The sequence below is a fragment of the Paenibacillus polysaccharolyticus genome, assembly GCF_900102085.1.
In the GTDB taxonomy this organism is placed as follows: Bacteria; Bacillota; Bacilli; order Paenibacillales; family Paenibacillaceae; genus Paenibacillus; species Paenibacillus polysaccharolyticus.
Genome location: NZ_FMVM01000004.1, coordinates 121,693 through 146,073, shown reverse-complemented (window position 1 = coordinate 146,073; position 24,381 = coordinate 121,693). Strand labels below are relative to the sequence as shown.

The window sequence follows — 24,381 nt, the reverse complement described above, 5'->3', positions numbered from 1 at the left end:
AATCCTCCCACTACAAAATAATGTTATATCATAATCCGCAAAATTATCATTATGCCAGAAGTATAGTCGTAGGATAGTTAAAAACTTAGAATAAGAACCTCCAAATTCTGTTCCTATAAGGAGTTCGGGTTCACATAACACCAATCAGACAGATTAGAAGTTTTCAAAGCTTTATCGAGATCAGACAATGTATACACCCAATCTTTCTCTATCCAAACTATCATCTGTGGGTATCTCGTAAGAAAATGATACAGAAAGGTCAGCGTGACCTCTTCATTTTGATAAACCTCATCAATAATAAGTGTGTTAAAGTATACCTGCCCATCCTCTCTCCATTCCAATTCTCTGTATTGATGTAGAGCAGGTTCATCGTACACGTCGACTCTAATCGTTTTATTTACCTTGCCACGGTCTGACTCTTCTTGGTTTGAAAGTGAAATGCCTAAGGCACAATGTTTCATGTTCTGTTCTGAATCTACATCTTGAATTCCGTCAATGAAGTGCAGGTTTGATTCCAGACAGACTTGTCGTATATCTTCCACCAAACGATCTATGGATATATTGCTGTTCTCTTCTACCAATACAAAAGCCGATGCCATTATTTCAGTACCTCCAAAAAAAAAAGTCCATTACTCCTCTATTAAAAGTGAAATGGGCATCTTATTATAATCATCTTTATTTGTTGAATACGATATTCTGCTGTTCACTTTCAACAATCTTATTCTCATATATCTGCCAGCACCAATGATAATCTCCATCATGATCATCTATCAAAAAATATCCTGTTATGTCCTGAATGTTAGCCATCTCAAAAAGCTGCTTTTTCATAAAATCAAGATGATACTCTCTAATATCTGCCCCATAAAATACATAAGCTGTCCAATTAATTTGCTTCTCCGGGAATGTCCAGCCCAACTGGTACAGTGCCAATTTATCTTCATCTAGTAAACCTTCATTAGAACTCGCTGTGAAGTCATCTCTTATCTTTTTCACTTCGCTAACTGTATTCTCATCACACTCTAACCAACCTCTAACAGATACATACTTTCCCATGTCCAAAACTCCTTTGGGCAGTAAAGATCACTCGTCCAAACCACTCAGGTTAAGTTTGCGGAGATTGAGGTGAAATTTCGTGTAGTCAGCTCAATCTCTCAATGTCTCTATCCATTTAAACATTTCAACTTTTAACGGTTCATCACATTGTTTAAGAGCCTCTTCTAACAAGTCTTCAAAGACTTCTTTACGACTTAAAGTTGTCAACCACTTATCTAATTCAATATCCTTCAATCCTGGTGGCATATCTTCAAAATCACTCCACCATTCCTCTACTGCAAGCAGTAACCACTCATTTTCGGTATACAGTTTAGTTGAATTCTGATCCATTACTTTAAAAATACACTGAAGCACTGCACCTAATTGAGCATCATGTATATAACGTGTACGCTGAGCATAGCGAATTGCACTTTGTGCCAAAAGAATCTCCCCTACTCTAGAAAAATAAGTTTAATTTTAGAATCCTTTAGTCCTTCCTTTAAACCATTTACTACTTCTTTGTTTAATCCTAAAGTATCGACAATATGAACATCTACTGCTGTATTATGTTTGATATGCTTCTTTAAATTCTCAATCACAGCATTTTGTTGGTCTACATTTAACGGTTCTTGTCTGGCATTAAGAAAAGGACCTTTTAATGATATATTCCCCAATCCTCCAGGGTCTTTGAAGTCTACGCCTTCCGTATCGGAAGGTTGGAACTTTTTATTTAGCGCCTTCTCTGACCTTGAGATACCTAATGTTTCGTTATAACTAAACTTTTTTTGCTCATGATTATAACCAAGTATTCGATAACGCAAACTATCTTTCAGCCTCTGAAGCTCAACGGATTTCTCTAGTGATCTAGCAACCTCAAATGTTTCAGGGTTAGTTTTTGAAAACCTCAATCCACTACTCGGAACTTTGTAGCCCCTTCTATACATTCCCGTAAAAGCCATCAACATATTACTGGCTTGCAAACTGGTTATAAGCAGTCTGGCTCTACTCTCGGAAACGGGTTCTCCTGAGAATGGGTATACCCCGTTCTTCAATTCATTGACCTGATACTGCATGATATCCTCACCCTCAGGCTCAACATCAGGTGCAGATTTCATGTCCAGTGACCCGGTATCTCTCTGATACGCACGAAGTGTCTCTGGTGTTACATTACCGTCTTTATCCGTTGGCATCATTTTACGGAATTGCGTATTATATACCATCGTGTACTCTGATTTATCCGAATTGTGGTTTAAATTAGACTCCATTTGCTGAAATGCCATCAAACCAGCAACTGCCCCCACGCTAACCTGTTCCTGATCCGCTTGTTGAAACCTCTTAGCAATGGCCCTGAGATCCTGAGAGGACTTTACCATACTTTCTAGTGCACGATCCAGTACAGGACGAGATTGCTGAAAATCGAAGAAAAACCGTTCCTGTGTGGCTCCCGCCCACTGTGACTCGATGAAACCGATCCGTGCGTTCAGGTCACTTCGTATTGATTCCAGCTGCCGTCTTCCCTGCTCAATCTGTTTAGATAAATGTAGTAGTTGCTCTGGTGTTACTTTAATTATACTCATACGTCTCTCTCCGAAATAAATAAGATTCAACTATGTTAGCAGAAGTAAAAGATACATACATCCGTCCAATATCCTGTTTTTCCCTTATTATAAAAAGTTTCCTTTAAGTATCTATACTCTTGGAGTCCTATTTTTCAAAAGCGACCACTTTACATAACACAATTAAATCAATAGTTTATTTCAATTCTATATCATTCTTAAGTCGATTCTCTAACTCCTCTAGTATTTCTTCTGTTCGTCGAATCAGCTTCTCGATGTTGTTTGGTTTTAGATTCCGATCCTGGTTAAACTCTTCTATGGAAGACATATGTTGAATCGTACCGATGAACATAGCAATATCCAGTCCGGGCTCAGTATCCTTATGCATTAAAAACAAAATCTCATTCATGGTAAGCTCCTTCGGTGGATGTACTACCTGATACTTTTGGATATATAATGCCTTGATCATGGAAGCTAGCGCCCAATCGCAGAGGATCAGACAAGCTTGGAACTGATTGTGACTATTCATGATGTTGGCAAGTTTGATGTGATATATCGAATGCTGGTGATAGTACAAAATTGTATTACGCAGTCTATAGTCATCTGGATTACGTCTGAACTCAGATTGTATAGAGTCATAACACTCTTGAAAAGCTGGAGTGAAATCTACTTGGTGATTACAATGCGCTCCGGTAATGGGCCAAATTCTTGCCATTGTCGTCCCTCCAATGAGTTAATACCAATATTATACAACAAAATAAATACCTAAAGATATAATTTGTTTTAATTTTACGATTTATAAGATCGTGTTTAGCCCCCAGAATCTTGTCTACACTTTTACATAGAGGGGGTATGTATTGTGGATGATAGAAAGATTTTAAAATTAGTCGGTGCACGAATTAAAGTTTTAAGAAAAGAGAAGGGATTATCTCAGGAGGCACTTGGAGAAAAAGGTGGATTTCATTTTACATACATTGGACAAGTTGAACGTGGAGAAAAGAATGTTGCTTTGATTAATCTTGGTAAGATAGCAGAGGCACTGGAGGTCAATGTATCTCAGCTTTTTGCTTATGTGAATGATGAAATTGAATTAACCGAGACGGATATTTTGATTCAAGAAATAGTGGACATGTTGAGAGATTCATCTTTAGAAAATATTCAATTATCTAGGAACATTCTAAAAGAGATATTAAAGAATTACAGAACAAATCAAAAATAAGGCAAAGCAACTGTATAACTGGTTGCTTTGCCTTAGATTCCCCATCATTTGACTTACTCAGATAGCTTTCGTTTTTCTACAACTAGGGTAACTGCTACAACCCCAAAATTCCGATCCAGCTTTACTTTTACGCTTTACCATTGTAGCACCGCAACTACATCTAACATTAGATACTGCTTTAGATATAGGTTGCTCTTTCTTAGTGGTAGCCGTTCTTATTTTTTTATTAGATGGCACCCACTTTCCCCAACTGCGTAGCTTGCTGTCCACTAAACCACCATGCCAATAATCTACTTTAAACTGATCAGCTTCTTTTCTTGCTGGACCAGTAAGATCAGAAGTGGTTACGATTAAAGAGAGGATACAATTATGATTTCTTTTCGCACCTACTAGTTCCCGTACAGTCATCACTTGAACCTTGTTATGATCTGCATAACATTTTGCCTGTACCGCTGTTTTTTCGCCACGCTTATCGATGATAACCAAATCTACTCCACCATCTCTACCTCCAACACCAACTTCTTTTACTGTATATCCATTGTCCCTAAAATACAGTGTCAGTAGTCGCTCGAACTCTGCTCCCGTCATTTTATCTAATGGTAAAGTTAGAATTACTTCGTCAGTTCTGCATGTCGAGGAGGAGCGATTAAAGCTATTATTTGTTGGCTTTTTGATAGCTTTTTTCTTTCGCGTGTTAGAGTTTCTGCGTTTTTTCTTTTTAGAAGGTTGTACTATTCCAGCAATAACTGATAAAATGACAGCCCCTATGACAATCCATATAAAATCATTCATTTACTCAATCTCCTTAGACAGCTTTTATACTTTTAGCGATACGTACTATTGTTTTTTCATTTCGATCAAAAAAGTCTTTAGACACTTTAACGTAATGATGGTGCTCTATTTCATCATCAAACATCCAAGATACTTCAAGCACAACCATACCATCCTCATAACCAGCCCACATATCTGCCTTTATTCCGTTATCAAGTTTTAAACTTTGATATTTCATTGATTCTGAAATTGTATTTCCTATACCTTCAAAAACTTGGCTTCCATATGCATGAATATCAACATCCAGGTTTTTTACATATAACTGATTTCCGTCTCCATTATCTGATTCCTCTCCTGCTGTCCAATCACCAGGTTAACTAATACTGAATCCGAATTTGCTGTTATGATATGCGATCCATCCCACATCGCTTTTTTCATGTCTAACACTCGTATATGTATTGGACTCATTTGTTACGATATTCTATTTCTTGTCCACATCCGTTAATAGACTCACAATCTGTAATTACAGTTATCAACGTGATAATTAGTAAAGTTCTCATCATAGAAATTTTCTATTCTTTTGGCTGTAAAACCGTAATTCAACTCAGTTAAGGAAATCTAATAAAAAATCGTCTTCCAAAGCCCAATACGGAAGTTGTTTCTGATCCCAGCTCCATCTTAAACACAGAAAAAAATATTAGATCTTGTTGAGTCGTAACTCCATTAATTAAGGGATTTCCAAGCAGATTAATTCCTGCATTGACCCATCCATTATCTGACTCTTCTATTGTAGAGTTTACAACCCATTTTACGAATTCATCCTTACTAGGGTTCGTTATAGCAAGTAAAACTAACACGAATCCAATTATGATCCAAAACTTATAACTTCCTCGTTTATTACTGGATCTATACTCTTCTACATCTCTCATGACCGTTCTCTCCTCTCTCATCCTCATTTTTACATATTACCATTAAGATTAGTCATTTGTAATTATAAATGGTAAACCTACTTTTGCAGTAGGCTTACCATTCCATACTACTCAAACAATACACTTATTCGCCACCGCCACCATCTTCGCAGGCATCTCTTCCCGTAACCGCCACACAAAGCTCATTGGTTTGTTCCCTTCATGGCTCACGTAATCCGCTTCGCCCAGAAAGACAAATGGAGACGTATAACCATGCTCCTCCTTATACTCCCGCACGAACAGTGCGATACGATTCCCCGTCTCCCGGTGATGAATATAACGCTGCGCCGTAGCCGTATGCTCCGACACCCTGCTCTGAGTCTGCCAGTGGAACAAGCGCTCGTTGATCGCATAATCCTCATACAGCGTAGAGGGCGAGAAGTCCTTATCCGATTTGTTCAGTGTAATAAAGAAAATATCCGTCTGTTCATCGGCAAAATACTTCACCCCTTCACGGAAGGCGGGCGATTGCTCAGCATTCCAATAACCGAAGGCGGCAAGCACTTGATCCATGGAGTACATACAGTGGATATCCAGTGGACAAGTGTACGGGAACGAATTGCTTTTATCCACAAATCGCAGATGAGCCAGATTGTATTGGAAAATATCCACAAGCTCTGCTCGGAATGCTTCACAAGACAGCACACGCTGCACGCCCTCTTCGATGCTACTCAGTCCTAGTTTCTCAGGCACAGCCCGATGGAAGGTGTAATAGAACATGATGAACATCCGCTGCTCATCGTCGTTTGTGGGTTCTTTACCTTTTTCAATATAGTCGATCAGGAACTTCAACCAGCTTCGGGAATTAATCGTCAGCACCGACGGCAATCTACGGATATATTCCTCCTGCTCATCCTCTACTGGCTCGGTTAGCCCTGCTTCGGCCAACAGACCGCGGAAATATCTTTTACCTGTACGTCCACCATACAATTCATATAGTGTCATTCCGTGATGCTCTACAAAATGAGCCAGCGTCAGCGGCAGTCCAGTGTCCTGCTGGAACGTTTGCAGTTTCTGGATCAGTGCTCTGCGATTACGGCTCATCTGCTTCAGATTACGCATAACGTAATCCTTGGCCTGTTTTTCCAACTGAATAAACGTGCCACGAGGCAGGTTCGAAAAGCCCTTCTCGACATAATACGAGATGGAATGTTTGGTCGCGCCGATCAGGGCGCGGAATTTATCCTGGTATCTGTACTCCTGATGCGCTTGCCCGATGAAGTCGAGCACGGTCAGGCACTCTTTGCCTTCTGCCATCCGTAGCCCGCGACCGAGTTGTTGCAGGAATACGGTTAAACTTTCGGTCGGACGCAGGAACAAAATCGTATTCACCTCAGGGATATCCACACCCTCATTGTACAGATCGACAACAAAAATCAGGCGCAGTTCTCCGTTCACCAGTTTTCCTTTTGCAGAATGACGCTCCTGTTCACTTGAACCGCCATGCAAAGCTATAGATGGAATACCAGCTTCGTTGAAAACTTTAGCCATATACAGCGCATGATCCACCCCTACACAAAATCCTAATCCTTTAACATCATCCAGGTCGGTGACGTATCGGTTCAGACTTTGCATGATCTGATTGGCACGGATTTTGTTATGGGTGTAGAGCTTCTCCAGTTCGTTCAGATCGTAGCCTTTACGTGACCATTTCACCTGAGACAGATCAACGGTATCCGTGACACCGAAATATTGAAACGGGCTAAGCAGCTTGCGGTCGATGGCATCCCTCAGACGGATCTCGGCGGCAATCGTATGATCGAAGTAGGCTGTAATATCTTTGCCATCCATACGTTCAGGCGTTGCTGTAAGTCCAAGCAGAATTTGTGGCTCGTAGTGAGACAACAGTTTCTGGTAGGAAGGTGCAGCAGCGTGGTGGAATTCATCCACAATGATATAGTCGTAATAGTCTGGGCTGGTTATGTCCGTTAACTTCATGGAGTTCAGACTCTGTATGCTGACAAACAGATGCTCCAGCGCCTCTGCGCGGTGACTCCCGACGTGTAACTCGCCAAAGTTCATGTCCTTCAGGATATACCGGAACGTGTCCCGGCTTTGCTTCAAAATCTCCTCCCGATGGGCGACAAAAAGAAGCTTGGCTCCCGCGCGGCTTGCGCGGAATCGCTTGTAATCAAAGGCAGAGATGACCGTTTTGCCAACGCCTGTGGCGGCGACGATCAGGTTACGGTTTCGTCCATACAACGTGCGCTCGGCGCTCAGCTGTTCCAGCACTTCCTTTTGATAATCGTAGGGCTGGATGTCGAGGTGGAATTGTCCGGTTTGGTCTTTTTTGCGGTTCAGAGCTGCTCTCAGTTGTGCCTCATGCTCCTGATCCTCAGGTATGTATCTCGTAAATTCGCGATCATTCCAGTAACTCTCGAAGGTCGCTTCGATCTTACGCAGCACATCCAGGGAATCCTTCTCGGTCACCTTGAGATTCCACTCCATGCCACTGGTCAAGGCGGGGTTGGACAGGTTCGAAGAGCCGACGTAAGCGGTGGTGAATCCCGTATCGCGGTGGAAAATGTACGTTTTGGCATGCAGCCGCGTGACTTTGGTATCGTACGAAATCTGGATCTCGGTGTTTGGTAATTTGCTAAGTTCGGTAATCGCCTTGAGGTCGGTTGCCTCCATATAGGTGGTCGTGATGATCCGCAGTTTGCCCCCACCCGATGTGAATTGCTGAAGCTGTTCCAGCAGCAGGCGAAGCCCGCTGAATTTGATAAAAGACACCAGCCAATCGATCCGGTCGGCGGTCACGATCTCTTTTTGCAATTCCAGCAGCATACTTGGTTCAGACTTGGCACCTGTGAATAACGAGCTTTGGGCAATCGGCGTATCCGGGCGAATGATTTTGGTATCTCGAATGGCACGAATGCTGTTCAGCTTGGAATACACATGGGTCAGCACCTCCCCCTGCTCATCCAGTTGCAAGTCGTTATACTCCTCTTCCCCCAACGTGTCTTTCAGGGTCGCAATAATCTCATTACAGGTTCGAATCTGCTCTAATACAGCCAACTTGTCTTCCGTCTGTTCCCGTACAATCTTAAGCGCTCGCCGTGTCACCGCTGCCAAATACGTTGATAGTAGTTTACGCGCTTCCTCCGCATCCAACTTCTCGGTCCCAATGTGATACACATCCGGGTCGAGCGCCGAAATCTCCTGCCTGGTGATGGTGTTGATAAGCTGTTCATATATGCCTTGTCTCATGAATGTACCTCGCGAGGGTTAGAATGGTTGTGGATATGTAGTTGTGTTCTATATGTAATATTTTTAGAGTCTTCTATACTATTATCGACAAATGAAGAGAACTTTTCATTATAGTTTATGATTTTAATAATATCTATCAATATAAGGGAGCATATGGAAGCAAGTTTAAGATAGGGTATGGATACAGTACAACGATTAAGATGCACAAGATGATATGTCAAAATACGCCTATATTCCACATTATACATATCCTTAATTTGTATATACAATGAACAACTGTTATATCAAATTTATGAATCCACAAGTTATACCTAAGCATAGTTAGAAATAAAGAGTGCACAGACTCTATATGTCCTTTATTACGGAAGGAGCACGACACTTTTATGAATAAAAAGAGCATAGTCATTACTCTGGTCCTTGGTATCCTTCTATTCGTTCTTCCCGCTGTCTTTTACTTTTTCACCGGATCATCAGAAGAATCAGCGCTGCCTGAACCTAATATCTCCACTCAAACCAAAACCGTAAATGGCATCACGGTCACGTTACTCAATGCAACGTATAACAATAGCGAGTTGCAGATTGGATATGAGATAAAGGGAGGCGGACAATCCGAGAACGATTTGGGATATGCCTTCTATAATGAAGGTGAACCTTTCGCTGAAACTGTAAGTGGAGACATTCTAAAACTCGGAGACAAACATTATTACATTACAACAAGAACGGATCAAGTCCGTGATCTACCAGAAACATTGAATCTTACTTTTGAGATTAAAGCACGTCCAAACTCGGCCGAACAACATAACATTACTATCCCGTTCGAACTTGTACTAGAGAAAGAAAAGAGTTAATTCATGATCCGGATTCATCCTTCAACTTCTCACGCATCTACGGGATTCTTACACCTCTTTATTCTGATCGTTATAATAAGAAAAACGGCTCCTATCACAGATAGAAGCCGTACAATGCTTTGTTAAATCACTTCAAGCAATCCTTATGACACTACAAATTGTACGACAATTGGAGTACCATCATTTAATGCATCTCCACCGGGGATGGTAAGTGTAGTGGTGGTAACTGAGGATGTGTCAGCTGTTTGCATAAGGCCATTAACGTAGAGATTGTAGTAATTGAACGTGCCTGGAAAAGCTGTTGCGGCTGTACCTGCATCGTTCGTAAAAGCTGTCGCAGCGATTGCAAATGTTGCTCCGGTTCCTGTTCCATCCCCTATAGTTGCGGCGAATCTTAAACTGTTCTGAAATGGTGTAACTAGTGGCATGTTTCTCACCTCCTACCTGACATAGTATATGTAGTAGATTTGAGAGTAGTGAAGGCATAGGGATGAGATGATATAACCATTTTCAATTGTTTAGGATTACCGCTGTTAATTGAACAATCTCGATAATGACTGGTGTTTCAGCAAACAGAACACCGCTTTGAGACGGAATAAATAAATCATCTGCAGTTAACACATACGAATTGCCAGGTTGTACAATCCCATTAATATACAGATTGTAGTAACTCGTCATGCCGATTCCTGCAAATTGAGATATACTTCCTCCCTCATCATTAACAAATTCACCAGCAGCAACTGTAACCGAGTTCGATAAATCCAAATCAGTGTCAGGGAAATAAAAGTAGCGGTCGGATGTAGGAATGATCTGAATTCCGGGGATACTGCCCGGGGGGCCTTGCTCACCCTGAGGCCCTGTTGGTCCCTGCACTCCGGGTGGCCCCTGCTCACCTGCTACACCTTGAGGACCAACCGGACCTTGGGCTCCTGAACTTCCCGGTTCGCCTTGTTCACCGCGAGGACCAGCAGGTCCCTGCACTCCGGGTGGTCCCTGCTCCCCAGCTACACCCTGTGGGCCAACCGGACCTTGGGCTCCCGGACTTCCCGGTTCGCCTTGTTCACCGCGAAGACCAGCAGGTCCCTGCACTCCAGAGGGGCCTTGCTCACCTGAGACACCTTGAGGGCCAATCAGGCCTTGGGCTCCCGTGCTTCCCGGTTCACCGCGTTCGCCGCGAGGACCAGCGACACCTTGTACTCCTGAACTGCCTGGCTCACCCTGCTCACCCCGAGGGCCTGCCAAGCCTTGGGAACCTTGTTGTGCGATCAGTCCTTGCGTGTCAGGAAGACTGACAGTTTTTATTTCCTCCATTTTAGTGTGGGTAGCATCCAAAGTGGGCTCAGGACAGGCGAGAGGAACATTGCCTCTGCCAGAGAATGCAATATTTCTGTATCTGCGGGATACTTTCTTTTGTCTCACACGTTGCTTACAAGCACATTTTGTTCTTCCCACAGCTTTACGTATCGCATACCGTTTCTTACGTTTTCTCGGAATCTTGTTACAGCGTTTAGCTGAAGAATGTCTCTTTCTTAATGAGTGAAGAATCGTTTTCACCTTGTTCGTATACTTCAAAGTCGCCACACTCCTTAGGCCAGTAAACACAGTATATATGCCCTATACTATGTCTTCTGCACATACGGAGAGTGTGCGAATAACTATTACAACCGCCCAATAAAAAGAACTACAGCTTCTGCTGTAGTCCTTCCTCTTACCTGTTCCACCATTATTTTCTTAATCGTACCTGGGATTCAACGCATCTCTCCAAACGTCATCTTCCACGAAATCAACATTTTTCTCCTTAAAATAAGATCGTGTCTCTTGCTCCAAATCATTTAAGATTTGAGGCCAGTCCTTCTCTTCGATCACTGTCGTTTCAAAATCTCCGACGATATTCAACCACCGCTGATTTAACTCTTGGTACTGCTGTATTCTGGCTTTTAATTCAGCGGATACAAGATAATTGCTGATATCCAGCCTTTCGAATGTCATCTGCATCCGGCGAAGTGCCTGCGGCCATATGTCTCCTACTTCTATATGATTGATAAATAACGGCGCAGGTTTAACCAGCCAATTGGCTTCCTGACTTAAAGTGAGATTCATGAAGTTATATTTATCGATGATCTGCATTATATCTATTAGACCGTAATAGACTTGCCTTGCCTGCTCTCCGTCCTCAACCATCTGGTTTATGATTTTGCCATCCTCCAGTATGCGGTTAAAAATACGATCATTCGTGATGATCGCACTTTTCATGTCAACCATATCTTGACGGATATTCGAGGTCAGGTATTGTTCATACATTCTTTTTTCTCTATAGAAACTGTAAGTTAGAACAAGCAAGATCACAAACGCAAGGCAGCAACCGATCTTGAAAATCCGTTTTTTAAGGATCATGGCGAGATATTCTCCTTGGATTTTATAGTAAGAAGCACCTCTACGTTTATGTGGTAGAAGTGCCTTAAGTCTCTCATCGTTTTAGTTGTAGATTTCATCTAAATGTTTATCGGATCAATGTAACACCAACTGTTATTATATGAATCCTTTATCCTTTCAAGATCCGGAAAAGTGTAGAACCAATCTTCCTCCATCCATACTTTTGCATCAGAATACTCGTGTAAGAGAGCAAATAGGAATTGAAATAATAAATCCTCGTTACCATCGAAATCGTCAGAAACTATCGCTTTAAAATACTCATTTTTCATGTTGTCCCAATCAAAAGTAACGATCTGAAAATCATATGGTTCATCATGCACACTAAAGCTGATCGTTCTTACGTAATCTTCCTTAAACGGCTTATCACTAATGTATATCCGAGTGTATTTTAGTTCTCCTTCAATGTCATATTTTTCGTCGTCACTGTCAAAGAACATGTTTACTTTTGTACATAGGGTTCTAATACTATTCAATAGATTGCATGCCGAAGGGCTGTTTTTACATTCAAATACGATAAAAGATGAAATACTCATTTATTCTCCATCCCTCTTAATTCAGATAACTTTTTCACTACACCACTTAGGGTTATAAGGTCGTTGACTTAGTCTAAAGATATCATCAGCCGTGTAGTACCACTCAGCATCATCAAACCACAAGTAATCTTCTGGATTATTTTTAAAATACTCCACTACGAACTTGTAAATAAATTCATACTCATGATTGATATTTACAATATCCATCGCCCAAAAATAATCCGTTGATTGGGTGAGCCACGTGAAACTATCATATGAATTTTCAACAACTTTGTTTACGTTAAACGTAAAGTACCTAATTGTATCTTCATTTTCAGAACTTAATAGAGTCTCTTCATCTACTTCAGATAAGGTGCCTTCTGCAGATTGAAAGTTCCGATCTGTATCAAGTTCAACTGTAATGTGAAAATAGTACATATTCGCTCTCCGCGCTGCCTTCTTGAATTTCTCAAGAGTCTGCTCTGGAGAATAATTTGATACTTTTTTTAGAATTATTACTGAACTGATCGCCTTTAAACCTCCTTGAAATTCTCTACATCTCCTGATAGTTTCGATTTTGAATCAACGTTCTGTACTCTTCCCGATTCCAAAATCCCTCTTCGTTATTAATTCTCAGAATTCCGTCAATTCTGTAGAAGCATTCATTATCGTTATGGAGAGAAGCCATATCTGCTAATCGTTTCATCAATCTTAATTCCTTTCTTTAACCGGACACTTAAAAAACAGTCCGTCGCCAATGGGATTCCTCTTTTCTTCCAGTACACATTGAAACCGTCAGTCTACAGACATTGAACATAAGAAGTCTCTCTTACGTTTACATGACAGAATTGCTTTTAAATCTAATGTTAGCTTCCCATGAAATTCTCATATTCAATATGCTCAAGAAGCTCTTCATAATTAGTCCGAAGTAATTCGAGATAAGTTATGTTGAACGTATATGTTCCTTCTGCATAAAAAAATATTTCCTCTCCGGATGTGTGATGGAATATTCCATTTACATGGAGCGATTCTAGAATTGCAAATGAGTTTTCGTACATCATTTTATAACAGATTTCATAATGTTGATTGTTTTTTAATTCGTAAGATATAGTCTGTTCATATATAAAATCCTCTTCTTGGAACATCGTTTCATAAGAAGCGGCTGGATGATTTGGCGGAAAATGATTATCATATATATTTATTTTCAAACCGTTGCCCAGATCAAATTCATCATTGTTTTCATTTTTTTTATAACTCACCTTAAGATTTTTACTTATTAATAGATTCTTTATCCATAAGGCATCCTGTCTTCTGTTTAGTTTAAGTGAATACTCCATAGACTTGCTCCCCTACTTTTATATGTAGCAGAAGTTGTCCACTGATTATTAAAAGGTTCAGTCGTTGAAAACGTAGGAAATTCATTCTCAGTATCATCAAGTAATTTGGCTACATTAGTAAACATCGGTGGTTGGGGTCTAATACTCCCATTTTTATAAAATAAAGCCATCCTTCTTAGAAATTCATACCCTAAATCTGCATCTTCATTAGACACAATAGTACCAACTTTTCTCCAATTAATTTCGTTTATTCTACATACCGTATCATCTAGGTACATGTTTCTCACCTCTAAAATTGCCCAATCTATTCACATACAAAACCCTTACCTCTCGAATTGTCCGTTCCAACCGTGTACCTCATCTATCTAACAATTCAATATCGTATTCAAACAGGTCAGTTAGAATGGGTGTTATGGAGACAAAATGGTTATAATTCTGGATCAAGTATATATCTTTTCTTTAATTTGTTTTGTTCATCAAACACATAGATAGTTTCACAATTAGGACAACGCCATACACTGTTTCTTGGGTTAGGTAAATCTATAATATCTGTAATATCACTTGTGATTTCATCCCACTCACGATCGGTATAAGCCCATATAGTTACATCGTCTGGTGCTTGGCTGTTCGAAAGTACATATCCACATTTGCATTGAAAAGACGCCATTTATTCCATCCCCTTTTATTAATTTTTAATAACAGATCCGTCATTTATCCAAATCTCTGTATTTCCTTTTCCTCCCGTCTTTCTATTGATTATTTCTATAATCCGTTTTGCATCTTCAACTGTGTACCCAACTTCTCTACCATCTATTACAACATTTTCTCCCTGTCTATTGATTGCCTCAATGGCTTTTTTAGAAGTGGTATTTATATTTTTACTTTTAGCTGTTTTCGCTTCAATAATTACTTCATCTACATTAAAATCAGCACCTGGAACTAAGTTCCCATCCTTCCCCTTAACATCAGCTAACTTTTCTACATTCTTCCCCTCTCGGAGCCATTTATCAGCTATTTTAAATTCATCAACGTTCTTAAACTCTTTCACTCCTGATATAGTTCCTGTCCATTTTTCAGGATTAATAACTCCATCACGTGCTCTTTGCATTAGAGTATTTTTTTCAAAATCACTCAAATGTTTAAAAGATTTAATTATTTCCTTTTGTTTCTGAACAGTGCCTGCATTTCCCTCTTTCACATTCCCCTGCTCAGTCTCCTTCTTACCTCCCCCTCCTCCACCCGATTCATGACGTTCCTTCGGGTGTAAGGCTCTGCCGAAGATAAAATAAGAGAGGGCTTGGCCAACCATCGCACCTTTAACATAACCTGACTCGTCCTCATCGAGTTGTTTTTTCTTCTCATCGACAAACTGCTCGATGTCAGACCTTGCTGTTCCGTTGCCCCAGGCCGCATCCCAAGCAAAGGCGAGTCCACGTCCAGCGTCAACTACCTTACCTATAGTCATCGCATAAGCCATACTGCCTAATGTGCTTAACGGATTATAGATGAGTGCTTCGGCTGTCTCGCCCAGACCTGTAACGGTGTCACCAATGGCTTTGTCCACTGCTCCAGTGAAAAAACTTGGTTTCAACTCATTGGGGATGTACAGAGCCACCTCACCTGTGCTGTCTGTCGTCCTGAAATTATTTGCAATGAAGGTAAACTCCTTCTGAATATTATCCAGCATACCGAGTGTTGACGGGAAAACATGCTTGACCTCCATAAAATCCCAGAAGAACTTTTCTTGTGTAACCCCCGACCATTCGGATTGTAGCATATTCAGAGATTTATCCAGTTCACGAACCATTCGGTCCAAATCCAATTTACATTGCTGAACATAACGTGCCTTGGCATCCAATTCATCGGGGTGTACCTGAATCCGCAACATGCCGTTTTCACCACCAAACCTGATCATAGTCGTTATACCTAAATTTTAACAAATGGAAATTGTCTTTGGAATGAACAGAAGGATCATTTTCTCCCTCAGCAATTCGGTAATTAGGTAACTACTCTAGTCAGCCAAGCTTGCACATGTACGCATACCCTATCTAATTTGATGTATTATTAGGCTCCCATATGAAGAACAGGCGTTCAGCGGAGGCATCATTTCAATCCATGATAATCAATCTCCACCACCGCCCGAGTCCCCACCCCCGCCGGAATCCCCGCTGTCTGATCCGTGATGATGACCGTCCCCGCTGTAGCTATCCGTATTGACCGAAGTGTGACCGCTGCTTCCACCCGAATCAGGGAATATCGTGGCGAAGACATAATTGGTGCGATCAAATGGAAACTCTGCCGCAAACATCGGCCTGAATATGCCTCGCAGATGCAAAGCTAGCACCAATAGAGGTGTATGTTTTAATGTTGTTGATCCAGGTACACTGTTATCTGATGCAGGTTCACGATCCGCAAGGCGTCTGAGCTCTGGATCATGGTGTTGCTGTAACACAGACCAATCCGTTTTACGTAAGCATCGTGATCCAATGCCCAGCACCAGAGCGGTCTGAATGATCTGTTCCAACACTTCTGGCGACTCACTCAGGCGCTCGACTGGAATGCCCTTTCTGTATCGTTTACGCCAGTGACGCATAGAGGCCTCCCAATCTCTCGCAGATGGAGCCACTTCTCTAGCAGGCAAGAACAGACGAACAAAAATAGACAGAAATATAATACTGTATAGCGATGAAGTAAACGCTGAATTGCCGTTGATCGCCACGGTGAGGCTGATTATTAATCCTACACAAGCCGCTTGATAGAGCAAACGCACATGAATTTTCCGAATGACCAAGAACCAGATCACCACTGTAGCTGCCAGACCTATCACGCCCGGCACAGACACACGATCTACAAAACACACGATACCTGTAAGGAGCATCAGAATAGGAAACATGACATAGACAAGCAATCGCAAAAGCAACGGTGTTCGAATCAGCTGTCCCCAGTCTCTCGTCTCTACGACTTGTTCCTTCCACGACTGAACGCCTTCGCTCAGCGCCTTTTCTTTAAGCCGGTAGTATTTCATGGCTTCTCTCCGCTTACTTTCCGCTTCGCTTGGCCCAGCCAAAGCATCGAGCCTCAGCCGTTGTTTACCGAAACCATAGGTAGAGAATAGCCATTGTAATAGACCCTGTTCATCCGGCGAACTGCTAGTAACCGAGGATTCCACACTGTACTCCAATGTTGTTTTAGGTGTAAGTTGAGGATTGCTTTCCCCCGGGTCATTCCGATATCGTCCTTTCGTTTTCACAACTCGCATCGACAATATGCCTTTACGAATTAACTGGAACATGGTCGCCTGCGTGTCCTTCAACTTCAGCCTGCCCTTACTCCGCAAATAGGCGAGAAACAGTGGGTCTGCTTGCTCCACTTCTTCGTCTGTGAAAGGTCCCTTGCTCAAGCGAGCCCTCACCCGGATCAGCAATTGAACGACAATGATACCCAGAAGCACCCACATGATCCCTTCCATAAGCTGCTTCAACCATGCCTCCTTCAAGATCGGGGCCAGCTGTCTCTGGACAAGAACCGAATGATAGAACTGAGATGAAGCTTGCCAATCTGTTAGTACATCTCTCATGTGATGACCCCTTTCATAGGAAAAAATAAAACTTCGACAATCTACCCTACTCTATATAAACCTGTTCATATCCCAAAAGAATCCCACCAGAGCACCCTTTTTTCATCGCTGCGCCATTCAGTGTTCATTCTTAAACATTCATCATTCGTAACTCTTATCTTTCTTCTACATCTTTGGAAAGTAGAAACTATTTTGCTTCTCACAATTGGTTAAAACGTACACTGATTCTCCTCGTTCCATTTTGGTCAGTTCCAATCCCTTGCAAGTATTCGTCATGATCTCTTCTCTGGAGCCATACTTATCTCTTGTCGCATCATAGGTGGATTGAAACAGCGTACCGTCATAGAGTAGCTCATGGATGACCGGATCGCCTTCAATTGTATACATGGTGACCCGGACGTGGTCCGGTTGATTCTGTTTCACATTTTGCATAAAAGACTCCCACTTCTCTCGGTTTCGCATCTCTCCATGGAGGAAGACAACATCTCCACTTTTTTCTGCTTGCTCCCCGTTATGCGGCTCAACTATAGCAGGAAAAGGATTTTTCTTCTCTACCGGATCGACAGTCTGCTGCGGATCATTCGGACTACAGCCTGTTGCGAGTACAACTGCCAAACATAACATAATAAAATATTTTCCCATTGCAATCACCTCATATGTACAACGTGACCTGGACTGGATAAGTTACATTTTTTGAAAATGGATGTCCAAACTCTGCAACATCTCCTGCAACTTTTTTAGTGAAATCTCTTCAATTCATGTAACCTTCGAGCTAGTTCTTACGTTTATTTAACAGCACTTCCATTTTTACCATCATCCTTCCAAAAGAGGCGATCTTATGTATTCCGATAATCAAGCTAATCATGTAACAACAGAAAAAGCACCCTTTTCCTCGCTGGCCAATCTAGCCCGCAAGCAACAAAGTGCATCCCTTCGCCGCTTCAGTAGAATCATCATTTCAGCTAGTGTTGTCTCTACTCTGCTCATAGCTACGCTGCCTTCAGTGTCTACTACGTACGCAGCCAATGACCAGCAGGCTTTCACAGGGAGCGCTTCAGATCGAGCAGTCTCGGCCTTCTCTTCAGGCTTCTCTTCAGGCTCCTCTCCCGAATCCTCTGTAACTTCCAATACAGCTCAGGAGCTCCACTACACTCAAGTAGCAGGAGGTTACTATTACACGGTGGCGTTAAGAAGTGACGGTTCTGTATGGACATGGGGACGAAACCTGTTAGGAGAGCTGGGAATCAGCGACACGGTGAGGTATCGCCATACATTCAGTCCTGTCCGTATTCCGCACTTAACCAATGTCACAGCAATCTCTAACTCCGGTGGGGGATACAGTGTAGCTGTTCAAGCAGACGGAACCGTGTGGCAGTGGGGAGATGGCAGAACCCCCAGTCAAGTTCCTGGCATCACCGATGCTAGACATGTTACCGCAGGATCTTTCATGAGTGTAGCCCTCCTTCGGGATGGTACCGTTCAATCCTGGCAGACCCCACCTCAGAAGCTTCCTAACACGATGAACGAGGAGGCTGGGAAGAAGCCCACCCTGCACCGAATCAGCGGTTTGAAAAATGTCGTGCAAACGACGCTTTCTGGTTACGATGGATATGCGCTAAAAAAAGACGGTTCTGTCTGGACATGGAAAGAAGCGGATAAAGCGGGCAGTCTCCCTTCCAAAGCAAAGCCAGTCAAAGGCCTCACCAATATCACGTCCATCACGAGTAAAGGCGGGCAACTGATGGCGCTCGATTCGAAAGGTAGAGTCTGGAGAATGGATGTGCAAGGAAAACGGATTCCATACCACCACGAACTTAAAGTGAAAACGTTGGATGCAAGCTCCAATTATGTACTTCTGGTGACTACAAAAGGCGAGGTATACAGCTTCGGAAAAACCGTAACGGGCAAACAAGGGAAAATAAAGCAGTTATCGGATATCAAAGGTGTGTCTGCCGGGTACTACCATAGTCTTGCACTTTCCTCCGATGGAAACGTCTGGGGATGGGGTGGTGACAAATATCAGGAGGCAGGCGCGCCGGCCACATCTTCGGGAGGCATGGTGTACATCCCTGTTCAAGCTAAGCTAGGTACAGATATCTATGTGAATGGCAAGTTACTACAATCCGTGTATCCTGCAGTAGAAACGAGTGGAACGCTCCAACTTCCGATCAAAACGATTGCGTTAGCACTTGGAGCAACATTTGAGGTGCATACTGCTGTAGGATTAATAAGTCACTATACCTTAAAATATAACGATCGGATCATTACGATCAAGCCGAATGAACTGCAATACACGGTATCCACCTTAAATAAGCTTGACCCGCAGGAAGAACAGGTTATATCGCTACGTGAACCCATTGGCAACTACTCTGGAGCCACCACAGCACCTTATGACATGTTGCGAGGGCTTGGGCTGGACGTAACCTGGGATAGTAACACCGCCAAAGTAACGATTGATGAAGTGAACTGACGGAAGATAATACCCGCACATTGACAAATTAGTTAACACTTGTAGCCAACTTAGAAAGCTAAGCATACACACGAACTGAAAAATCCTCCTGAAATCAGTAGCTGTTAAGAAGCAGCATCTAAGATTTCAGGAGGATTTTTGTATCTATTTATGCAAGAGGCGGTTTCTGATATAAACTTGTATTTTTCGTACTTTCCTTGTGCATGGTACTTAGGTGTATGTGCTCTTCCTTATTTACTTCTCGAACCGGAACCAGCCAAAGTCAAACTGACTACCTGGCAGAAAAATAAAAGTTACCTTTTGCTCCCCGTATACCGGTTCTAATTCAAATGTCCGTTCCTCGTACCCTTCGGATTGAGTAAACTCCACCAGTTGGTTGCTCTGCCCGTTCGCACCCGAGAAGCGGATATGAATCGTGTTTTTATCTATCGCTGAAGCGCCATAGATCACTAGTTTGGATGCACCTTCACTCGTGAAGTCCATCTGCTCAAACTCCAGCGAAACGTTATTCCCGATGCCTGCCACACGGTCGTTCTCAATCGTGAACGTATCTCCGTACAGATGATCGCAAGACGCAGCTGCATTGGTTTCAAAAGCCCTGCTTTGACGTTCAAATGAAAAGCCCTTAATATGAATCTTCTGTTTCAGCACAAAGCAGATCGACGTAATGCCGCTGAGTCGTTTGGACAGACGATACGTCTCCTCCTGGTATACATTCCATATCGATTCCTTGTCGTACACGACATCGGCAATCATCACATTGCCCTCTTCACCCGGCATGCCTTCCCAGATTTGAAGGAAATATGTTTCACTCGACAGCGCAAAAATGGGAATCGTGATCGTATCCGAGCCGTATGGGCCGAAGTCAATATTGCGAAAGCCCACATGAGTTTCGCTGTCCCTGCTGGTAGCTACGCCACGTTCATTACCGTTGCCCACATCACCTTTGGTATAGTCATACAGGCCACCTGAGATAAATCCATACGGATCTTTGTAGGCTGTACCCAAACCTTCTGCCTTGAACTCCAGTTGGGAGATGAGTTTGGGTTTGTCTGTACCATTGTTGCTGGTTGCACGCAAACGGAAATCCCCGTCGCCCATAGCTGATACTCTGACCCTATGCCTTTTCTCGTCTACGTCTATACTCTGTGAACCTGGCTCGTCGCTCGTTCCAGAAGTGATCACTTCTACCTTGGCAATATTGGACACGATACCAGCATCATTTACAACAGACCATTGCACATCCCGATAGGAAGTATTTTCCGGGTACAGTTTGGCTATAACTATCACTTCCGGGTTAGAGGCATCAAGAATTTGTCCTGATTCACTGATGATTTCAATTTTGCGCAGAGGAATCTCCTGAGCGTGACCCGTCAGTACCGGGCGCTTTTCATTTTTCATGAAGACAGGTTTTGCATCCACTGTTATGGATTCTCGCTCCACATCCGCTACCTTAGATCCGAATGTAGCTGTTGCTCCTTCTAGTCCTTCCGAAGACACTTCGACCTGAATTGTTCCTGCCTCATTCGTCGATCCAATAATCACCATCAGCTTACCGCTGAACAACCTTCTGCTAAGCCCTTTATACGGGTCATAGTCCGTGCTATCCCCGTTATCCAGACCGAGCAAACGTCCCGCACCGGACACCTTCACCTGCACACGGTTATTGGCATTGTGCACGGGATGACCTGCTTCATCTTCAACCGTAATTTCCACAAAAATAAGGTCTTTCCCATCGGACTGGAGCTCCTGCCGATCAGCATGCAGAAGAAGCTTCTTCGCATCGGTAAAAGAACGCTGTACATCGGTGGCAATCACCGTACCATGCTCATCGTATGCGATGGCTTTCAGTTCACCCTCTTCAAACGGCACTTTCCACCAACCGGACAACTGGGTTCCATAGGCATGGTCGATATCATACGTTCCGATGGTTTCACCATTGAGCTTTAATTCAATTTTGGGCGCATTACTGCACACACGAACATCAATGATCTGACCAGGGCTAAAATCCCAGTAAGGGAAGATATGCACCATTGGACTTTTTTTATAATCCGTCCAGGCGGCTTGATAGATGTAATACGAGTCTTTCGGGAACGTGGCTGTGTCCAGCTGTCCAAAATACGAATTTTTCGTATGATACGGCGTCGGTTCGCCAATATAGTCAAACCCTGTCCAAAGGAATTGCCCCAAGGAAAACGGATGATCGCGCTCAGCGATGATGCAATACTCCGGCGATTTCGCTCCCCAACTGGTCGTGCTGTTTCCGAGTGCCGAGCACTGCTCGTCATCATCGTCCAGAACGGGTTGTTCATAAGGGAAGTGATAAATGCCCCGACTTTGCACAACTGAAGAGGTCTCACTACCATAGATAATCCAGTCCGGATGTTCGGCATGATGCTGGTCATAATATTTTTCCGCATAGTTATAGCCAGCGAGCTTCACGATATCCGCACATTTCTGGGCATTTTCCCAAGGCATGTAGTTCGAACCAATCGTCACCCGTGCGTTTCCTTTCGGATCAAATTCCTGCACATACTCCATCAGCATGCGCGTCACTTCCTGCCCACGCTCATCCGCATGGGTATCATAGATTTCGTTCCCGATACTCCACATGATCAGACTGACGTGATTCCGATCACGTCTCACCCAACTTCTTACGTCGCCATGTGCCCACTCCTTGAAAAACCTGGCATAGTCATACGGCGTCTTCGCCCGTTCCCACATATCAAATGCTTCGGACACCACCAGCATACCCATCTCATCAGCCAGTTCCATGAACTCTTTCGCCGGCATGTTATGCGCGGTTCGAATCGCATTGACTCCCATATTTTTCAGCAAAACAAACCTTCTTCTCAGCGCTGCCACATTAAACGCAGACCCTAATGCGCCGAGATCATGGTGTTCGCAGACACCGTTCAATTTCATTTTGACACCGTTGAGATAGAAGCCTTCGCTGGCATCCAGTCTGACCTGTTTGAACCCGATCCGCTGTGGAACAGACTCGATAAGCTCCTCATGTTGCTCTCCCGAGATCAGACGTAGTTCTGTTACGAGATCATATAAATGGGGTTTATCCGGGCTCCATAAGTTGGGATTAAGGACGTTAAGCTGCTGGCTGTTTGTAAACTGAATTGGATGTTCATGTGCTTCAACACCTTCATCTATAGCGCTCGCCACCATCTCCGCCTGAGAGGATGCAATGACTTCACCGTTGTACAGAATCGTATGCACCAACTGCGCACGCTGATTCTGTTCCAGACACAGCTCTGTATCTACCTCCACCTGCCAACCATCGGGTTGCTGCTCTATGGAAACATAGATGCCGTCCGTTACGATGTGATTGCGACTCCTCGTTTTCAGCCACACATTACGATAGATACCCGCCCCGGAATACCATCTGCTGTTCGGACTCTGATGCACAACTTTGACCAAAATTTCGTTAACCCCGTCCAACAACGCATTCGTAATTTCGTGCTCAAACGCAGAGTAACCATACTTCCACTCCCCAACAAACTGCCCATTCACATATATGGATGAATCCATGTATACCCCGTCGAAACACAGAATCACCTGTTGCTCATCCTTCGTATATTCAAACGTCTTGCGATACCACCCAATACTGTTCTCATATAAATCCAGCGTATTGTAGATCAGCCAATCGTGAGGGAGCTCAACCGCCTCGAAGGAAAGCTCAGTCAGATCAATAGGGTCAAACCGATCCGTTGGCTCATTGAGATTAGTTTGCTCAGTAGAATCCGCATCTTTAGTAAGATCAGTATCTGTATTAGACTCCGTCCGCTTTGTAACGCTTAAATCACTTTTGGCAAATTGCCATCCGTTATTAAAAAGTCTCTTCGCATTCATGCCATCTCTCACTCTCTTCTGGTTGAATAGTTATTACGTTAAACAGCCTAATTCCGCTTTCAAATCGAAAACCTTTTCGTAAAATGATAAAAAATTCTTTTTGCTAGTTAACAATGCAATAATTATACCATTTCTCTCATCTTTGTAACGTAATTTAATCTAACTAATCAAACAAAAAAGTGAACGTTTTCATCCCTCACCTTCATTCTTTACGTCAATCTTTTCTTGCATGCTACCTTATTCTGATCTCACGATCTACGACGAAACCAACATCAAAAAAAGGCAAAAAAAGAAGGCAACCCGCGCACGGGCCACCTCTAGATGGCTGATATCAGTTGAAATTCTGTTTTACGTTCCCCGTCTTATCTCTCTAATCACGGCTCTCTAATTAAGCCTCGCTAACTTCAGCCCCTCCCCTTACCACCTATCCCTTTTTCTAACGATCACCAGAGACGCTATTTGGGCAGAATCACACCGTTTTATTTTCTAACGATCACAGGGAACCCTATTTTGAGAAAAGGAAGTGAAAACAGGCGATAAACCTATGTTTTTTGCGAAATAAGCTCCCTGGTGATCGTTAGAAT

Annotated in this window: 25 protein-coding genes; 3 read left to right on the top strand and 22 right to left on the bottom strand. The window is 42.9% G+C overall.

Annotated elements, in window-relative coordinates:
- Positions 1 to 113: 113 nt before the first annotated feature.
- The 5 genes from BLQ13_RS07160 to BLQ13_RS07140 form a co-directional block, all read right to left on the bottom strand.
- Complete coding sequence (locus tag BLQ13_RS07160; protein WP_090917570.1) at positions 114 to 599, bottom strand: hypothetical protein; 486 nt, start codon at positions 597 to 599, stop codon at positions 114 to 116.
- 76 nt (positions 600 to 675) lie between these two features.
- Positions 676 to 1,053, bottom strand: coding sequence for a hypothetical protein (locus BLQ13_RS07155; protein ID WP_090917568.1), 378 nt, complete (start codon positions 1,051 to 1,053; stop codon positions 676 to 678).
- Positions 1,054 to 1,143: 90 nt separating this feature from the next.
- A complete protein-coding gene (locus BLQ13_RS07150; protein WP_090917566.1) occupies positions 1,144 to 1,473 on the bottom strand; it encodes a hypothetical protein in 330 nt (109 codons plus the stop codon).
- An 11-nt stretch (positions 1,474 to 1,484) separates the two neighbouring features.
- The gene (locus BLQ13_RS07145; protein WP_090917564.1) at positions 1,485 to 2,609 is read right to left on the bottom strand and encodes a WXG100 family type VII secretion target; all 1,125 of its coding nucleotides are present in this window, start codon (positions 2,607 to 2,609) and stop codon (positions 1,485 to 1,487) included.
- A gap of 175 nt (positions 2,610 to 2,784) precedes the next feature.
- The gene (locus tag BLQ13_RS07140; RefSeq protein WP_090917562.1) at positions 2,785 to 3,303 is read right to left on the bottom strand and encodes a hypothetical protein; all 519 of its coding nucleotides are present in this window, start codon (positions 3,301 to 3,303) and stop codon (positions 2,785 to 2,787) included.
- Between the two features lie 144 nt (positions 3,304 to 3,447).
- Here BLQ13_RS07140 and BLQ13_RS07135 point away from each other — a divergent pair, with 144 nt between their 5' ends.
- A complete protein-coding gene (locus BLQ13_RS07135) occupies positions 3,448 to 3,807 on the top strand; it encodes a helix-turn-helix domain-containing protein (RefSeq protein ID WP_090917560.1) in 360 nt (119 codons plus the stop codon).
- A gap of 57 nt (positions 3,808 to 3,864) precedes the next feature.
- On the opposite strand, the gene BLQ13_RS07130 is transcribed toward BLQ13_RS07135, so the two are convergent.
- From BLQ13_RS07130 to BLQ13_RS07115, 4 genes are all read right to left on the bottom strand, one after another.
- Positions 3,865 to 4,599 (bottom strand): restriction endonuclease, encoded by a 735-nt coding sequence (locus tag BLQ13_RS07130; protein ID WP_090917558.1) that lies wholly within the window; start codon positions 4,597 to 4,599, stop codon positions 3,865 to 3,867.
- A gap of 13 nt (positions 4,600 to 4,612) precedes the next feature.
- Positions 4,613 to 4,816, bottom strand: coding sequence for a hypothetical protein (locus BLQ13_RS07125; RefSeq protein WP_090917556.1), 204 nt, complete (start codon positions 4,814 to 4,816; stop codon positions 4,613 to 4,615).
- 370 nt (positions 4,817 to 5,186) lie between these two features.
- Complete coding sequence (locus BLQ13_RS07120) at positions 5,187 to 5,507, bottom strand: hypothetical protein (protein WP_090917554.1); 321 nt, start codon at positions 5,505 to 5,507, stop codon at positions 5,187 to 5,189.
- 111 nt (positions 5,508 to 5,618) lie between these two features.
- Entirely contained in the window at positions 5,619 to 8,756 is a 3,138-nt protein-coding gene (locus tag BLQ13_RS07115) for a DEAD/DEAH box helicase (RefSeq protein WP_090917552.1), read from the bottom strand.
- 383 nt (positions 8,757 to 9,139) lie between these two features.
- On the opposite strand from BLQ13_RS07115, the gene BLQ13_RS07110 reads away from it, so the two are divergent.
- Positions 9,140 to 9,604: a DUF4179 domain-containing protein gene (locus BLQ13_RS07110; RefSeq protein ID WP_090917550.1), complete on the top strand. Its 465-nt coding sequence runs from the start codon at positions 9,140 to 9,142 to the stop codon at positions 9,602 to 9,604.
- A 143-nt stretch (positions 9,605 to 9,747) separates the two neighbouring features.
- On the opposite strand, the gene BLQ13_RS07105 is transcribed toward BLQ13_RS07110, so the two are convergent.
- The 12 genes from BLQ13_RS07105 to BLQ13_RS07060 form a co-directional block, all read right to left on the bottom strand.
- Positions 9,748 to 10,032, bottom strand: a complete 285-nt coding sequence (locus BLQ13_RS07105; protein ID WP_090917548.1) for a DUF4183 domain-containing protein — start codon at positions 10,030 to 10,032, stop codon at positions 9,748 to 9,750.
- Positions 10,033 to 10,114: 82 nt separating this feature from the next.
- Positions 10,115 to 10,915 (bottom strand): DUF4183 domain-containing protein, encoded by an 801-nt coding sequence (locus BLQ13_RS07100; RefSeq protein ID WP_090917899.1) that lies wholly within the window; start codon positions 10,913 to 10,915, stop codon positions 10,115 to 10,117.
- Positions 10,916 to 11,335: 420 nt separating this feature from the next.
- Positions 11,336 to 11,998 (bottom strand): hypothetical protein, encoded by a 663-nt coding sequence (locus tag BLQ13_RS07095; protein WP_090917546.1) that lies wholly within the window; start codon positions 11,996 to 11,998, stop codon positions 11,336 to 11,338.
- Between the two features lie 98 nt (positions 11,999 to 12,096).
- Positions 12,097 to 12,570 (bottom strand): hypothetical protein, encoded by a 474-nt coding sequence (locus BLQ13_RS07090; RefSeq protein ID WP_090917544.1) that lies wholly within the window; start codon positions 12,568 to 12,570, stop codon positions 12,097 to 12,099.
- Between the two features lie 21 nt (positions 12,571 to 12,591).
- Positions 12,592 to 12,987 (bottom strand): hypothetical protein, encoded by a 396-nt coding sequence (locus BLQ13_RS07085; RefSeq protein ID WP_090917542.1) that lies wholly within the window; start codon positions 12,985 to 12,987, stop codon positions 12,592 to 12,594.
- 115 nt (positions 12,988 to 13,102) lie between these two features.
- Complete coding sequence (locus BLQ13_RS28440) at positions 13,103 to 13,255, bottom strand: hypothetical protein (protein WP_167375663.1); 153 nt, start codon at positions 13,253 to 13,255, stop codon at positions 13,103 to 13,105.
- 160 nt (positions 13,256 to 13,415) lie between these two features.
- A complete protein-coding gene (locus BLQ13_RS07080; RefSeq protein ID WP_090917540.1) occupies positions 13,416 to 13,886 on the bottom strand; it encodes a hypothetical protein in 471 nt (156 codons plus the stop codon).
- Positions 13,865 to 14,164, bottom strand: a complete 300-nt coding sequence (locus BLQ13_RS28235; RefSeq protein WP_139168860.1) for a hypothetical protein — start codon at positions 14,162 to 14,164, stop codon at positions 13,865 to 13,867. The genes BLQ13_RS07080 and BLQ13_RS28235 overlap by 22 nt, the downstream gene beginning before the upstream one ends.
- A 149-nt stretch (positions 14,165 to 14,313) precedes the next feature.
- A complete protein-coding gene (locus BLQ13_RS07075) occupies positions 14,314 to 14,553 on the bottom strand; it encodes a hypothetical protein (RefSeq protein ID WP_090917538.1) in 240 nt (79 codons plus the stop codon).
- A gap of 18 nt (positions 14,554 to 14,571) precedes the next feature.
- Positions 14,572 to 15,801, bottom strand: a complete 1,230-nt coding sequence (locus BLQ13_RS07070; RefSeq protein WP_090917536.1) for a WXG100 family type VII secretion target — start codon at positions 15,799 to 15,801, stop codon at positions 14,572 to 14,574.
- Positions 15,802 to 16,008: 207 nt separating this feature from the next.
- Positions 16,009 to 17,463, bottom strand: a complete 1,455-nt coding sequence (locus BLQ13_RS07065; protein WP_090917534.1) for a DUF2207 family protein — start codon at positions 17,461 to 17,463, stop codon at positions 16,009 to 16,011.
- Positions 17,464 to 17,628: 165 nt separating this feature from the next.
- Complete coding sequence (locus BLQ13_RS07060; protein ID WP_090917532.1) at positions 17,629 to 18,105, bottom strand: DUF4362 domain-containing protein; 477 nt, start codon at positions 18,103 to 18,105, stop codon at positions 17,629 to 17,631.
- A gap of 196 nt (positions 18,106 to 18,301) precedes the next feature.
- On the opposite strand from BLQ13_RS07060, the gene BLQ13_RS07055 reads away from it, so the two are divergent.
- Positions 18,302 to 19,933 (top strand): stalk domain-containing protein, encoded by a 1,632-nt coding sequence (locus BLQ13_RS07055; RefSeq protein ID WP_090917530.1) that lies wholly within the window; start codon positions 18,302 to 18,304, stop codon positions 19,931 to 19,933.
- Between the two features lie 234 nt (positions 19,934 to 20,167).
- Here BLQ13_RS07055 and BLQ13_RS07050 read toward each other — a convergent pair whose 3' ends face one another.
- Positions 20,168 to 23,797, bottom strand: coding sequence for a glycoside hydrolase family 2 TIM barrel-domain containing protein (locus BLQ13_RS07050; RefSeq protein WP_090917528.1), 3,630 nt, complete (start codon positions 23,795 to 23,797; stop codon positions 20,168 to 20,170).
- Positions 23,798 to 24,381: the final 584 nt, after the last annotated feature.

Excerpts from the sequence above, each read along its gene's own strand:
- BLQ13_RS07160 (WP_090917570.1), bottom strand. The coding sequence starts at position 599 with ATGGCATCGGCTTTTGTATTGGTAGAAGAGAACAGCAATATATCCATA.
- BLQ13_RS07155 (WP_090917568.1), bottom strand. The coding sequence starts at position 1,053 with ATGGGAAAGTATGTATCTGTTAGAGGTTGGTTAGAGTGTGATGAGAAT.
- BLQ13_RS07145 (WP_090917564.1), bottom strand. The coding sequence starts at position 2,609 with ATGAGTATAATTAAAGTAACACCAGAGCAACTACTACATTTATCTAAA.
- BLQ13_RS07140 (WP_090917562.1), bottom strand. The coding sequence starts at position 3,303 with ATGGCAAGAATTTGGCCCATTACCGGAGCGCATTGTAATCACCAAGTA.
- BLQ13_RS07130 (WP_090917558.1), bottom strand. The coding sequence starts at position 4,599 with ATGAATGATTTTATATGGATTGTCATAGGGGCTGTCATTTTATCAGTT.
- BLQ13_RS07125 (WP_090917556.1), bottom strand. The coding sequence starts at position 4,816 with ATGAAATATCAAAGTTTAAAACTTGATAACGGAATAAAGGCAGATATG.
- BLQ13_RS07120 (WP_090917554.1), bottom strand. The coding sequence starts at position 5,507 with ATGAGAGATGTAGAAGAGTATAGATCCAGTAATAAACGAGGAAGTTAT.
- BLQ13_RS07115 (WP_090917552.1), bottom strand. The coding sequence starts at position 8,756 with ATGAGACAAGGCATATATGAACAGCTTATCAACACCATCACCAGGCAG.
- BLQ13_RS07110 (WP_090917550.1), top strand. The coding sequence starts at position 9,140 with ATGAATAAAAAGAGCATAGTCATTACTCTGGTCCTTGGTATCCTTCTA.
- BLQ13_RS07105 (WP_090917548.1), bottom strand. The coding sequence starts at position 10,032 with ATGCCACTAGTTACACCATTTCAGAACAGTTTAAGATTCGCCGCAACT.
- BLQ13_RS07100 (WP_090917899.1), bottom strand. The coding sequence starts at position 10,915 with ATGGAGGAAATAAAAACTGTCAGTCTTCCTGACACGCAAGGACTGATC.
- BLQ13_RS07095 (WP_090917546.1), bottom strand. The coding sequence starts at position 11,998 with ATGATCCTTAAAAAACGGATTTTCAAGATCGGTTGCTGCCTTGCGTTT.
- BLQ13_RS07090 (WP_090917544.1), bottom strand. The coding sequence starts at position 12,570 with ATGAGTATTTCATCTTTTATCGTATTTGAATGTAAAAACAGCCCTTCG.
- BLQ13_RS07085 (WP_090917542.1), bottom strand. The coding sequence starts at position 12,987 with ATGTACTATTTTCACATTACAGTTGAACTTGATACAGATCGGAACTTT.
- BLQ13_RS28440 (WP_167375663.1), bottom strand. The coding sequence starts at position 13,255 with ATGAAACGATTAGCAGATATGGCTTCTCTCCATAACGATAATGAATGC.
- BLQ13_RS07080 (WP_090917540.1), bottom strand. The coding sequence starts at position 13,886 with ATGGAGTATTCACTTAAACTAAACAGAAGACAGGATGCCTTATGGATA.
- BLQ13_RS28235 (WP_139168860.1), bottom strand. The coding sequence starts at position 14,164 with ATGTACCTAGATGATACGGTATGTAGAATAAACGAAATTAATTGGAGA.
- BLQ13_RS07075 (WP_090917538.1), bottom strand. The coding sequence starts at position 14,553 with ATGGCGTCTTTTCAATGCAAATGTGGATATGTACTTTCGAACAGCCAA.
- BLQ13_RS07070 (WP_090917536.1), bottom strand. The coding sequence starts at position 15,801 with ATGATCAGGTTTGGTGGTGAAAACGGCATGTTGCGGATTCAGGTACAC.
- BLQ13_RS07065 (WP_090917534.1), bottom strand. The coding sequence starts at position 17,463 with ATGAGAGATGTACTAACAGATTGGCAAGCTTCATCTCAGTTCTATCAT.
- BLQ13_RS07060 (WP_090917532.1), bottom strand. The coding sequence starts at position 18,105 with ATGGGAAAATATTTTATTATGTTATGTTTGGCAGTTGTACTCGCAACA.
- BLQ13_RS07055 (WP_090917530.1), top strand. The coding sequence starts at position 18,302 with ATGTATTCCGATAATCAAGCTAATCATGTAACAACAGAAAAAGCACCC.
- BLQ13_RS07050 (WP_090917528.1), bottom strand. The coding sequence starts at position 23,797 with ATGAATGCGAAGAGACTTTTTAATAACGGATGGCAATTTGCCAAAAGT.